Source organism: Acetobacter sp. UBA5411 (assembly GCF_002409645.1).
In the GTDB taxonomy this organism is placed as follows: Bacteria; Pseudomonadota; Alphaproteobacteria; order Acetobacterales; family Acetobacteraceae; genus Acetobacter.
Genome location: NZ_DHNR01000019.1, coordinates 379,968 through 392,798 on the forward strand (window position 1 = coordinate 379,968; position 12,831 = coordinate 392,798).

10 protein-coding genes and 1 pseudogene are annotated in these 12,831 nt (G+C 57.5%); 7 read left to right on the top strand and 4 right to left on the bottom strand.

Translation table 11 applies throughout. From position 1 onward, the window contains the following. Nucleotides 1-261 precede the first annotated feature (261 nt). From B3759_RS06940 to B3759_RS06970, 7 genes are all read left to right on the top strand, one after another. On the top strand, nt 262-1,659 hold the full coding sequence (locus B3759_RS06940; protein WP_291364952.1) for an MATE family efflux transporter: 1,398 nt from the start codon (nt 262-264) through the stop codon (nt 1,657-1,659). Nucleotides 1,660-1,762: 103 nt separating this feature from the next. Next, on the top strand, nt 1,763-4,081 hold the full coding sequence (locus B3759_RS06945; RefSeq protein WP_291364954.1) for a cache domain-containing protein: 2,319 nt from the start codon (nt 1,763-1,765) through the stop codon (nt 4,079-4,081). Further along, nucleotides 4,078-5,025, top strand: coding sequence for an MlaE family ABC transporter permease (locus B3759_RS06950; protein ID WP_291364957.1), 948 nt, complete (start codon nt 4,078-4,080; stop codon nt 5,023-5,025). The genes B3759_RS06945 and B3759_RS06950 overlap by 4 nt, the downstream gene beginning before the upstream one ends. Before the next feature lie 64 nt (nt 5,026-5,089). After that, a complete protein-coding gene (locus tag B3759_RS06955) occupies nt 5,090-5,788 on the top strand; it encodes an ABC transporter ATP-binding protein (protein WP_010666400.1) in 699 nt (232 codons plus the stop codon). Continuing rightward, the gene (locus tag B3759_RS06960) at nt 5,788-6,738 is read left to right on the top strand and encodes an MlaD family protein (protein WP_291364960.1); all 951 of its coding nucleotides are present in this window, start codon (nt 5,788-5,790) and stop codon (nt 6,736-6,738) included. Before B3759_RS06955 ends, B3759_RS06960 begins: the two co-directional genes overlap by 1 nt. Next, nucleotides 6,735-7,685 (top strand): hypothetical protein, encoded by a 951-nt coding sequence (locus B3759_RS06965; protein WP_291364962.1) that lies wholly within the window; start codon nt 6,735-6,737, stop codon nt 7,683-7,685. The genes B3759_RS06960 and B3759_RS06965 overlap by 4 nt, the downstream gene beginning before the upstream one ends. Beyond that, nucleotides 7,682-7,873, top strand: coding sequence for a hypothetical protein (locus B3759_RS06970; RefSeq protein WP_291364964.1), 192 nt, complete (start codon nt 7,682-7,684; stop codon nt 7,871-7,873). The genes B3759_RS06965 and B3759_RS06970 overlap by 4 nt, the downstream gene beginning before the upstream one ends. Nucleotides 7,874-8,041: 168 nt before the next feature. Here B3759_RS06970 and B3759_RS06975 read toward each other — a convergent pair whose 3' ends face one another. The 4 genes and pseudogenes from B3759_RS06975 to B3759_RS06990 all read right to left on the bottom strand — a co-directional run. Continuing rightward, nucleotides 8,042-9,499 carry a SulP family inorganic anion transporter gene (locus tag B3759_RS06975; RefSeq protein WP_291364966.1) on the bottom strand — a complete coding sequence of 486 codons (1,458 nt, stop codon included), beginning with the start codon at nt 9,497-9,499 and terminating at the stop codon, nt 8,042-8,044. A 32-nt stretch (nt 9,500-9,531) separates the two neighbouring features. Beyond that, on the bottom strand, nt 9,532-11,166 hold the full coding sequence (locus tag B3759_RS06980) for a tetratricopeptide repeat protein (protein WP_291364968.1): 1,635 nt from the start codon (nt 11,164-11,166) through the stop codon (nt 9,532-9,534). A 13-nt stretch (nt 11,167-11,179) separates the two neighbouring features. After that, entirely contained in the window at nt 11,180-11,770 is a 591-nt protein-coding gene (locus B3759_RS06985; protein ID WP_026200274.1) for a CarD family transcriptional regulator, read from the bottom strand. Nucleotides 11,771-11,986: 216 nt separating this feature from the next. Next, a pseudogene (locus B3759_RS06990) lies at nt 11,987-12,831 on the bottom strand (porin); the annotation flags it as partial.

A 12,831-nucleotide genomic window follows, 5' to 3' on the forward strand; every position in this document is an offset into this window, starting at 1 on the left:
GCTCAGTGGTAGAGCACTCCCTTGGTAAGGGAGAGGTCGCGAGTTCAATCCTCGCCAGCAGCACCAGTTTCCTGCAAATCTGAAATTGTCAGACTTTAGTAAAACACTCTCGGGGGTGTTTTCATTTTCTGATAACAGCAAACAATATAATATATTATACAAAGATCATTTTGCCTGATCCGGGCATTTTGAGCGTAACGAGGCTGGTCCATCGTTACGAATGCCTCTTTCCGGATGCAGTGAAGCGGTGAACGACACGTAATGCCGAGGGAAGTTCCGTCCATCGAGAAACAAGCGACATATGTCAGCGCCGATCAGACTGGCGACGACGCCACGCGGACACTGCTGAAGTCTTTTCTCATCTTCATGCTGCCAGTCCTGATGGACTGCGTTCTGCAATCCATCGCAAGCACAATTGGCAACGTCTATATCGGTCGCCTGTTAGGGGCTGAGGATCTGGCCGCGGCGAGCACGTTCTATCCGTTACTGCTTATTCTCGTTTCATGTGGCGTGGGGCTTGGATCGGGGGCAAGCGTTCTTGTCGGGCAGTTGTGGGGAGCCGGGCATCCGGAGCGGGCTCGCGCCATGGCGTCCGCTGCCGTGGCTGTTTCGATCGTTCTGGGCGGGGTTGTGGCGATCGCCGGACAATGGGCGGTGTGGCCCATGCTTCGGCTGTTCAGTGTGCCAGCCAACATCACGGATCACGCAGCACAATATTGCCGGGTCTTTCTGGCGGGAACACCAGCCCTGATTCTGGTGGTGACCGTGGCGATCACGCTGCGTGGCGCCGGGGATAACATCCGACCGCTTGTCATGATGGGACTTCAGATTGTTGTCTCGCTTGTTGTGACACCTATTCTGCTAAAAACTTCTCTGGGACTTTCAGGGGCAGCTGTCGCCGCCATTTTCGGCTGGGTACTGGCGCTTCTGCTGGCTGGTATCTGGTTGAAACAGTCCGGACATGAACTTGCTCCGGGTCTGGGCATGCTGAGAGAACTTGTGCCGCAACGTCAGGTGCTGTGGTCTGTAATCCGCCTTGGCTTTCCAGCAATGGTCGAAGTCGCCACACAGGGTCTCGCCGAGATTGTTCTGGTCGGTCGAATCAATGGGTTCGGTTCCGAGATGACGGCGGCGTATGGTCTGTTCACACAAACCCTGACCTATATCGAATATCCGGGCATGGCTGTCGGCATAACCGTTTCTGTCATGTGTTCTCATGCCATCGGCGCACGGAATCCCCAGCGCGCCCGGGATATTCTCCGGATCGGATTTCTGGTTGGACTGCTCATGACGGGCGCGCTGGCGGCGATCGTCATGCTGATTCCCGAGACGGTGTCGCTACTGTTTACGTCAAATCCGCATGTCATTGCTCTTGCCTCTCATGCTTTCAGGGCAGTCATGGGGAGCGCGGTTCTTCTGTCTCTGGGCGGAGTGCTGGGTTCGGCCATGCGGGCAAGCGGTGATTCTGTGGCACCGATGGGTATCATGCTGGGCTGCATTGCATTCGTGGAGCTGCCTGCAGGCTATATGTTTGCGCATTATTACGGCGCATGGGGAGTATGGTTTGGTTATACGGCCAGTTTCTCTGCGGTCTTTTTGACGAGTGTGGCCTATTGGGCCTTGCGCTGGCGGCATCGTCCATTGGTGCCTGTGCAATGACAATCTTGTGGTGGAAACCATTTTGTTAAGAATTGGTTAATCTGCTACGCTTCAGGTGTATGACACCGCATTGCGCGTCTAAGCCTAGAGGAACACGAAGCTTTTGGTTGCGAATGAGATAGTCGATCCGACAGAGCAGACAGACGTCTCCTTGCGTCAGAAGTTCATCCAGGTCGTGGTGCCTGTTGCAACAGTGTTGCTCATCCTGCTGGCGATCGGTGGCATCGGTTGGCACAACTACCGCACCACGCGTGCGGGCGTTCTGAAACTGACGCATGAGCTGCTTCAGTCGGTGCAGCGCTACGTTGTGCAGGATGTGACCGGTTACATGGGTGCAGCCACGCTTGGCGGCTCATTCGCGCAGGATTTCATCAGCCATGCTCCTGTCGCGGTAACAAGAGGCGCTTTCTATTCCTACGGCGCCACGATGCTTCGGCTCGTCCCGCAAATCCAATCCTATTACATGGGCGACCAGACGGGAGGCTTCCTGCTGGTTGAACGCAGCCCTGATGGAAAAGGCCTCGAATATACCGATCTGAGGATTGTCGATGGAAAGGCTGTTTTTCATCACGATTTTTATGATGAAAAAGGCAAGAAAATCCGGTCGGAAGAGAATACTTCAGACAACTATGATCCACGCATCCGTCCCTGGTATCATGATGCCGTGGAGAAAAAAGGGTTCGCCTGGACCCCTCCCACAATTTACGCGTCGACAAAGCAGTTGGTCGTAACTGGGTCTGTGCCTCTTGTGGGTCAGGACGGGGTCCAGAGAGTTTTCGCGATCAATGTCTCGCTGAACGAACTGAGCGACTTTCTGGATGCTCTGAAAATCAGCCAGAACGGCACGGCGATCATTCTGGACAGCAATGGTCGCATCATCGCCGGGCATGGCTTCCAGTCAGTCGTCGAGCGGTCTCAGGGGGGCCCGGCCAAAATGACGCTGGATCCGGCGACGCAGGGCACTTTCAAGCGCGTTTATGACACGTACCGGGTTCGCGGGGTTGGCTCTCATCCGTTCCGTTATGACGGCAAGAACTATATCGGCATGGCTCAGACTTTGCCGTCGTCCGATCACTGGGTTCTGCTGATTGTCGCTCCTGAAAATGATTTCGCCAGCTTTGCACGGCAGAGCGGGCGGGAAAGCTTCCAGTTTTCCGTCATCATCATTGTGCTGGCGAGCGTGCTTGCAGCGCTGCTGGCCCGTCAGGGGCGGCGCACGGAACGCGTGACCAAAGAACTCAGGCACGAAAAAGCCCTGACGAATACACAGACTTCCGCTCTGCAACAGATTGCTGTCACGCCAGATCTGCTGAACGTCAACGGCGAGGCGCTGGCCCTGACGGAAGAAATTGCTCACATCACGCAGGGGCGCAAGGCATCCCTGTGGCGGCTGCTGCATGACGGTATGGCGCTGATCTGTGAGGACAGCTTCGGCGCACGACAGGAAGCTCATTCCGGTGGTTTCGACCTGTCTCGCAAGGATATGGAGGATTTCTTCAAACTTGTGGACGCCGGGGTGCCTGTGTTGGTGCCGGCGGCGGCAAAAGACGAGAGGACCGCTGCTTACGAGCGCGTCGTCATGCGCGACAGTGGCACATCTTCTCTGATGCTCTACCCCATTCGCGGCGCCAGCGGTGGTCATGCGGATATCGTCGGTGTCATCACGATTGAGGATGCGCCCAATCCTCTGTCAGTCAGCTACTTTCTGGAAATTGTGGCCTCGATCGCGGCCATCCGCTTTGGTGGCATGGCGGAGCTACCTGAGCCGGAGAAGGTGTCGGCGGCAGATGCTTCGGAGGTTCAGAAACTGCCAGCGCCCCGCTTTGATGCGGCGCTCATGCAGGCCACGACAGCCAGTGGTGAAGTTGGGCAGGGACAGTTCCCCAGTGTGGCTGTGATGGTCGTCACCTTCTCCGATCCGGTTATGGAAAACGGGGATGATACATCTTCGCTTCTGCCTCTGATTGACCGGATCGCGTCCGAGGTTCAGGAAATCGCCAAGCGGTACAGCCTGTTCTCCGTCAAAGTTGCGGGCCACCGACTGATCTGCGTGGCGGGCTGCACCAAGGAGCCTGACTCCACAGCGATCTGGAGAGTGGCTGAAGCGGCGCTCGTGTTGCGTGAAGCCTGCATGTTGCTGCTGTCCTCCGCCAATATTGAGCCGATCTTCAGCATTGGCATGGATTATGGTCCCGCAATGGGCGGCGAGCTTGGCACTGATCCAAGGATCTTCAACCTGTGGGGAGAGGCGGTCACTCTTGCGGAACTCATGGCGCAGGGCGCGCCGGATGTCGGCACGATTGAAGTCACCGAGCGGGTGTATCAGGCGCTTCGGGAACATTATCTGTTCCATAGCCGTGGTTCATTTTATGCGCCGAGTGCCGGGATAGGGCGGGTTTACGTACTCGCGACAAGACGGTGACAGACAAACCGACAGGGCAGGGCGGCCCGCCAGACGAACACAGAGCGCCAGAAGGCACTCTGCCGGATGATCCCGGAAGCATCGCGCATGGGCTCGGTGTTCCGCCGGAAACCTTCCATCCCGATGACACGCAACGGGATGACGCAACGCTTGGCGAGCGTTTTGTCTATTTCCTTGGCTGGCTCGGCGCGCTGGTTCGTAAGCAGGTCTGGTTTCTGCTCATCATGCTGGGAACCATGTGGGGCGTGCTGCGCGAAAGCGTGCGCGGCAATTCCTGGCGTCGGACTGTCCGATACGAATTCCAGCTCACGCTCTCGGATGTCGCCGGGAAAGGCCTTCTCAGCACTCTGGTCATGGGCTCCCTGACTGGGGTTGGCGTGGTGTCCCAGGCGATTTACTGGCTCGGTTTCGCCGGGATGGCCAAGATGACGGGGTCCGTTCTGGTGAGCGTCATTGTGCGGGAACTGGCGCCTATTCTGGTGGGTATCCTGATGCTGGGTCGCAGCGGGATGCTTTCTCTTGCTGAAGTCGGGATGCTTACGACGGGCGGACAGATCCGTTCCATGCAGGCGGAAGGTCTCGATCCATTCCTGCTGCTCGTCCTCCCGAGAACACTGGCCTTCACGGTGGCGGGCTTTACGCTTGGTATCATGTTCTCCCTCGCGTCCCTGACGACGGGCTACATCATCAGCCGTGCATCCGGGGCGCTCTCGAACTCACTTTTTTCGTTCTACTATGACGTGGTCACAGCCATGACCCCGGCAGATTATCTGCTGATCCCACTCAAGTTTGTTGTTGTTGGGTTTCTCGTGGGTTTGGGCTGCTGCGTGAGCGGTCTGACGGCGTCGAACGAAGACTCCCTGCGGACAATGCTCCCCCGGGGCTTTTCTCGCGGCATTCTGATCGTGATGACGGTCAGCGTTCTTTTCAGCCTCAAGGTATGAGGGGGCTGGAAGGCATGTTGTCTGAGAACCGCATTCTGTCACTCTTTTCCGAAAAGAGTGACGCATGAAACACCTCACCGGTCCCATGCTCGAACTGGCGGATGCCACGCCGGTCTTTGACGAGAGCAGCCTGCCGCCCGTGCCGCTTTCCCTGCGCGTAATGCCCGGCGAATGCGCCGTCATTGAGACGCGCGACATGTCGAGAGCGACCATGTTCGCCGATCTGTGTTCCGGCATGGTGCATCTGCGCAACGGCAGTGCGCGTTTCATGGACATGAACTGGAATGATCTGGATGACCGGCACCGCAATGCCCTGCGTGGTCGCATCGGACGCATCACCCGCAGACCGGTATGGACGGATCTGTTCGGCACCCATGTGGGTATGATGTTCAAGGAACTGCATCACACAACCGTTTCGGTGCAGGATCTGACAGGGGAAACCGCCCGTCTCTGCACCCAGTTCGGGTTGCCGGGTATTCCCGTTGAAACACCGCGCCGTCTCTCAAGTGCGGATCTGGTAAGGGCGTCCTGTGTTCGGGCATTTCTGGGACAGCCCCAGTTGCTCCTGATCGAGGATCCTCTGGAGGGTAGTCCCGTGGATATTTCAGGGGCATTCTTTGAATGTCTGACAGAAGCACGTGACAGAGGGGCGGCAGTCGTCTGGTTTGTCCGCGACACAACTGTGTGGCAGCCCTATCGCAAAGCGGTCAGCGCCCTGTGGCGGCTGGCGGATGATGGTCTCTTAACGGTACGGATACGCTGATGTTTCAGGTCAGGTTACGGCAGAAAGGCCGCCCTCTTATTCATCTGCGCTATGCTGACGAGTGGGTTGGTCTGCTTGTTCTGATCGCCATGGTGCTTTTCGCGGCGGCGGTTATCGAGGCTGGCGTGCTCAGTGACTGGCTCAGCCCGCCCGCCCGTCTGCGCGTCGTGCTACCAGAGACTGGCGTCGGTGGTCTGACCGTGGGAGGCGATGTGCAGATCCTCGGTGCACACGCCGGAACGATCCGCGCCATCAAGCTGAATCCGACCGGCGGCATGTATGCTCTGGTGGATCTCGATCCGCAGGTGGAACCGTTCCTGCGCCGTGACAGCAAGGCCGTCATTCGGAAAGCATTTGTCGTGGCGGGAGCGAGTTATCTCGATCTGACCCGTGGTTCAGGCGAGGCGATGGACTGGAATTATGCCGTCATCAACGCCATCACCGAGCCGAGCCCGACGGACATGATTACCCAGACCCTGAAGGATATTCAGGCCCAGATCATGCCCGCGCTCTCCAGCGCCCGTCACATGATGGCGCAGCTGGATGAGGCGATCACGGACATGCATGCGGGCAAGGGGAGCGTTGGCCAGCTGCTGACCAACGACGAACTGGTGCGTAAGTCTGAAGCGATGATCGTTTCTCTCAACGAGGTCATCAATCGTCTGCGGCCGGAAGAGGAGCAGCTTCGCGCCATCCTCAGCAAGACCGACACCACGATGGCCAATGTGAAATCCGCCACGCATGACCTGAAGAACGCCACGCCGAGACTGCCTTCCATCACCAAGAACGTGGATGTAAGCGTGTCCGACGTTCCGGCCATGCTCACGCAGGCTCAGACAACGCTTTACAGCCTACAGAAACTCACGGACCAGCTGAAAGGGCTGTGGCTGCTCGGCGGTCATCCGCAGAAGAGCAAAAACCGGCTGCCAGCTAGAAAGGTGGCACCATGAAGAAAGTCCCCCTGATCGCAGCACTGCTGCTGTGCACGACCCTTTCAGGCTGTGCGGGGTCAACGAAAGACGAGACGGTTCAGGATCAGGACGTGGCCTATCAGCAGGCCATGGACGCAGGCAGTCAGGCTCTGGCTATCGAGCGTTATTCCGTTGCAGAGAAATCCTATCGTGAAGCAATGAGGCTAGCCCTGCGTCGTGACGATGTAGGCGCCATTGGCGATGCTTCCTACAATCTTGCCGTCACACAGCTTGCGGCGGACGAACCGTCAGATGCGCTTCAGACCGTGCAGAACGCCCGCTCTGCTCTGGCCATGCGTCAGGGAAGCGAGGCGCATGCCGAAGCCGGTGGACTGCCTCAGAGTTCGCACGGAGCAGAGACGGTCGAATCAGGCTCCAGCGCGCTCAGTCTCGTGGCGGCGGCTTCGGCCTTTCGTCTGAATGATCTTGGCACCGCAGCACGCGAAGCCCGGGTCGCCACCCAGTCACCGGATACGGATGTCGCTTTGCGCGGAGCCTTTGTGCAGGGACTAGTCGCAGCACGACAGCACGACAGTGCGACGCTTATGTCGGCAATCGGGACAATCCAGTCGGCCAAACCACCGCAGTCTGCGGTGCAGAAAGGCGATCTGGCGGAGCTTCAGGCCTGTTACTCCCTGAACAGCAACCCGCAGCAGGCCATGAGCCATGCGGCAGATGCTGTTTCCCTGCGTCGTGAGACAGGAGATTACAGGGCGATGGCCCGTGCGCTGGCGCTGGAAGCGCAGGCGGCGCGGCAGGCAGGGCAGGGACAGCGTGCGAACGCGCTTCTGGCTCAGGCCGCCCAGAGCCTCGGTGCAAGAGCCGGGACAGACGCAGACACCGACCCTCTGGCCGCGCAGTATATGCGTGAAGCCGGGTCCATGGCCCCAATCCAGCCCTTCAAAGCTCGGGAAACGACACAATGAAGAAGACTATTCTAACGTCAGGCACGGCTGGCTGGCGACGCTGGCTGATGCTTTTTGTGCTGGCCTGCACCATTTCCGCCTGCGCTGACGATGATGCAGACAGGAAATATGGTTTCCACTCCAAGCATCATCACGGAAAGCAGCCGCCGACCTGGTATAAGGTTCCTGACAAGCAGCCCATGAACTGAGCCTCTGCTGCCCTGTGACGTTGTTCTTAAAAGCGACACCAGAAATTCCGTCGTGATCAAGACGGCCAGCAAGAGAGCGCCTTAAACGATAAAGCCGTTACCTGTTTGTTCAGGTAACGGCTTTTGTTCTTCTCTGATGGCAGTTGGTCGCCAGAAACAAACCGGCTTTTAGCCCGGGATCGAAGAGCAGCGCTCAAGCAGGCTGCTACTCTTCTGGTTAAGCCCCGTCAGTTGCACCACATACCCGCGTTCCTTCAGGCTGGTGACGATTGTTTCAATCGCTCCCGTACCCGTGCTGTCCCAGATATGAGCCTGACTCAGGTCGATGGTCACGGCCGTGCCATTACCAGCTGCCGGTTCGCCATACTCGATGGAATCTTCCAGCAGTTCTGCCGAGGCGAAGAAGACTTCGCCTTTGACGGCGTAATGCACCGATCCTGTCCGGGCATCCTGTGTCTTATCGACCTTAAGCATCGACGACACGTTGGAAGCGAAAAATACGCCGCTGAGCAGGACGCCGACGGCAACGCCCGCCGCCAGATTGTGGGTCAGCACGACAACTACGACAGTCACGATCATGACCGTGCTGGCGAGAGGCGGGTGAGAAGTGATTTCCCTGAGAGACGACCAGGAAAAAGTGCTGGCTGACACCATCACCATGATGGCGACCAGAGCGGCTACCGGCACCTGTGCGACAAGCGGACGCAGCAGCACCATCAGCACAAGCAGAAACACACCCGCGAAAAGTGTCGAAAGCCTTCCGCGACCGCCATAACGGACATTGCCGACTGTCTGGCCGATCATGCCGCAGCCTGCGATGCCACCAAACAGGCCGGAAGCGCAGTTCGCCAGTCCCAGGCCGATGGATTCCTGACGCTTGTCGGATGGCGTGGACGTGAGATCATCCACCACACGCGCCGTCATCAGGCTTTCCAACAGCCCCACCATGGCCATTGCAAGCGCCGCCGGGAAGACGATTTCCAGTGTTTCAGATGTGAACGGCAGATGCGGCAGAACTGGAAGAGGTAGTCCGTCGGGAAGATGTCCAAGGTCTGACACGCGTGCGACCGGCATCGGATACAGCGTGACGATGACCGTCAGCACCACGATGCAGATGAGCGGAGAAGGGATTGCTGTAAAAAGACGAGGAACGCCGTAGATGATGGCCAGCCCGATCCCGAGCAGCATCCATGTCTGCCACGACACGCCAGTCAGATGCGGCAGCTGTGCCGAAAAGATCAGAATAGCCAGAGCGTTCACGAAGCCTGTCCGCACTGGCCGGGATACAAACCGCATCAGCACATGCAGGCGTAGCAGACCGAACACAATCTGAATGACGCCGCAGAGCAGGGTCGCCAGCAGCAGATACTGCACACCATGTGCATGGACCAGACCAGCAGCAACGAGCGCGACCGAACCTGCTGCCGCAGAAATCATCGCTGGCCGACCGCCCGTAAAGGCAATGACGATGCTGATGACAAAGGAAGCATAAAGGCCGACCGAAGGATCAACGCCTGCGACGAAGGCAAAGGCGATGACCTCGGGGATAAGAGCAAAGGTCGCGACCATGCCGGCAAGGCATTCGCGAACGGGATTGGCTTTCCAGCCTCCCAAATAACCAGTCATTCAATATTCCAGATAAAGACGTCGAAAAAAAATCAGGACCGTTTCTGAGCTGCGGCCATCTTTTTAAGGTGTGCGGCAACGCGTTTGACCACGTCATCCCACTTGTGGGGTTTCTTCTGGCGGATAATCGTCAGATCCGGGTACCAGATCGAATCATCCCGTCCCGACAGCCAGCGCCAGCAGTTGTCAAACCTGTCCATGAGCAGGACAGGACGCCCCAGAGCTCCGGCAAGATGGACGAGCGATGTATCGACCGAAACCAGAATATCAATCCCCATAAGAAAGGAAGCCGTATCATCCATTGTATCGGCGTAAGGCATCAGGTCCAGAATTTCCTTGCCGCAGGGCAGGGTCGTACCCTGTTCGGCGTGAGGGCCTTTCTGGAAACTGATCAGATTGATGCCCGCTATTTTCCCCAATGGATCAAGCGTCTCCAGAGAGGTGGAGCGTTTGCGGTCAAGCATCAGCGCGCTGCTGAGGTGAGGGCGGGGTGCACCGCCCCAGACAAGTCCGACATTCAGCTTGCCGTTATCCGGCAGCAATTTACGCGCCGCCAGATCCTTCTGAGGATCAGTATGAAGATAAGGGATGGGGTCGCCCATGGCGTCCTCCGTTCCCACAAAGACTCTGGGCAGGCTGATGAACGGACAATGCCAGTCAAATTCCGGCACGCTTCCACCAACCTGCACCACGGCAGCGCCCTCCACCCGGCGGCACAGATCTGCCAGCGTCTCAGGCACCCACAGATGAACGATCGCACCACGACGGGCCAGAGCCGGGATATAGCGGAGATACATCAGAGTATCGCCAAGGCCCTCTTCCTGCGTCACGAGTATACGCTTGCCGCGAATGTCCACGCCGTCTCCCAGAGAGGGAACCAGCAGTGACGCAGGCAGCTGGGAATGACCCGGAAGCTGGAGGCGCCATTCATGTTCCGCCCAGCCCTGCGCATATCGACCGGCCTTGAGAAGGGAGATCGAATGATTCAGGCGGATTGTCGCGTTCTGAGGTCGTTCAATGATGGCAGAGCGATAGAGAGCCAATGCGTCATCAGAACGGTTCAGGGCGGAGTAGATACAGGCCAGATTTGAGAGCGCACTGGCATTGTCTGGGATCAGTTTCAGCACTTTTTTGAATATTTTGGTGGCTTCATTGATCTCGCCCAGTTCCATGAGCGCGATGGCCTTGAAATTCATTGTCAGGGGCGAGGTCGGACGAATATCAAGCGAGTGGTTCAGAACCTTCAGCGCCTCTTCGGTCTCACCAAGGTAGATCAGGATTTCTCCCAGAGCATCCAGTATCCGCGCATCGTTGGGCGTCGTCTCTAAAAGAGCGTCCAGCGTCTTTCTTGCCTGCTCTCTTCGGTTCAGACGACCGAAGAGAGCAACAAGATCGAGAGCCGGGTGTTTGCTGCCTTCACCAAGAAGAAAAGCGGAGTGAAGGCAGAGAGCGGCTTCTTCATGCCGATCAAGACCAGTAAGTGCGAAGCCCAGCAGGGTATCGATGGTCTCGGATCCCATGCCGCCATGAGGGCTGAGAGCCGTCATGACCTCGGCAAAATGTCCGGCTTCCAGTTCCACCCCCGCCCGCCGTAGCAGCAGTTTCAGTGCTTCGCTGGAGGGAAGGGATGTATTCTCGGACAGCGGAGCGGGCGAGGGGAGCAGCACGTCAGTTCCTGTGTCAGGCGGCTTTCATCACGGCGGTGAGTGACTGAAGCACATCTGCCGGCTCTTTCTTTTCAAGAACCGCAACCTCGGCCACGAAACGTTCCTGAGCCGCTTCGAACAGCTTGCGCTCACTGAAGCTGCCATCGAGGCTGTCTACGTTCCGGCGCAGGTCGCGAAGCACTTCTGCAATCTGGACCAGATCACCGGAGTTGATCTTTTCCTGATAGGCCACAGCACGACGTGCCCACATGCCCTTGCTGACATGCGGTTTGCCCTTGATGATGGACATCGCCTTGTCGACAATCTCACGAGAGACGATCTTGCGCAGACCGGCCTTCCGCGCTTTTGAAAGCGGAATACGCAGCGTCATCTGATTGCCGGGGAAGGAGATCTGGATCACTTCCAGTTTTGTCCCGGCAATTTCGTCAACGCCGATCCGGTCAACGCGCCCGACGCCGTGGGCGGCATAGACGATTGAATCGCCTTCCTGAAACGGATCTTCGTCTTTTACCTTCGTTTTCGCCTGCGCAGCGGTCGTGGCCGCTGCTGTCCGCGCCATGGCGTCTGTGACGCCGCCCTTCGGAGGAGATCTGAATGTATTCATGGATGCAGCTTTACCATAAAAACGCGACGTTGTCTTGTGGACGAAAATGCTCGGCATTGGATGCGAGCGTTCAATGCATCGACCGCCTGAAAGTTGCACTGTTTTTTGCAATGCAACCTGTTTGGATACTCCAGGACAACACTACCTTTTCCGGCAAGTTCAACGCTCAGCATGATTGATGAACGCCACCTTTATCCGGCAAATACTTCTTTCTGCTCAGAAGAAGAGCACTGCACCGCCAGAAGCCGAGTTGTCCTTGCCGCGATTGCCATTGTGCGCGATTGATTCTGTATGGCTGTATTCCGCAACGAACTGGATCCAGTCTGTCCATTTGTAGAACAGCGCACCCACTTCAGACTCATTACGTCGGACAAGAATGGAATCGATTTCCCCTGGAGCCTGATAGAGGTTGCTGACACCATAACTCGCGGCGAGACGCAGCTTCTTGTCGAACGAGTAGGAACCCTGAACGTAATAGCCCTCGGAGTTACGCTTGTTGCCAGCGGGAGTAATACCGTCGAAGAAAAGTCCCGTGCTGCCGAGACCGCTGGCCCGATAATAATATCCGACGCCCTCGAAGCCCTTGTAGCTGAGCTTCGCACCGACTTCCCCAGCTTCAACCGTAGCACTTTTGCCTTGGCTTTCGCTAATGACAGAGGAATACAGCCTCTGCTGATGCTGGATCAGGAACCCGGCCCAGACACGGCCCTTGATGTCGCCGCTGGTGAAGTCATAGGTGATCTTGCCCTGAGCCATCGGGGCACTGTGGTGAGTGGACTGGGCCGAAAGAGCATCCGGTCCCGAGCCGTTATTGTTGGTTCCGGCAAAATTGAACTCATCCATCGGCTGCATGACGCCAACCGTGACCTGCACGCCACTCATCATCGGCGACTGGTAGGAGATCTGCGGGATCCAGTCAGCATAGAGGTAACCGACGCCGATACGACCAAGGCTGGTGTTGCCGGGGGCTGAGTTGCCGCCGATGGAACCCAGCGTGATGAGGGTGGCGTCATCAAGAATGGCGTCAGAACCGAAGATGCCAAGATCACGACCGATCTTGA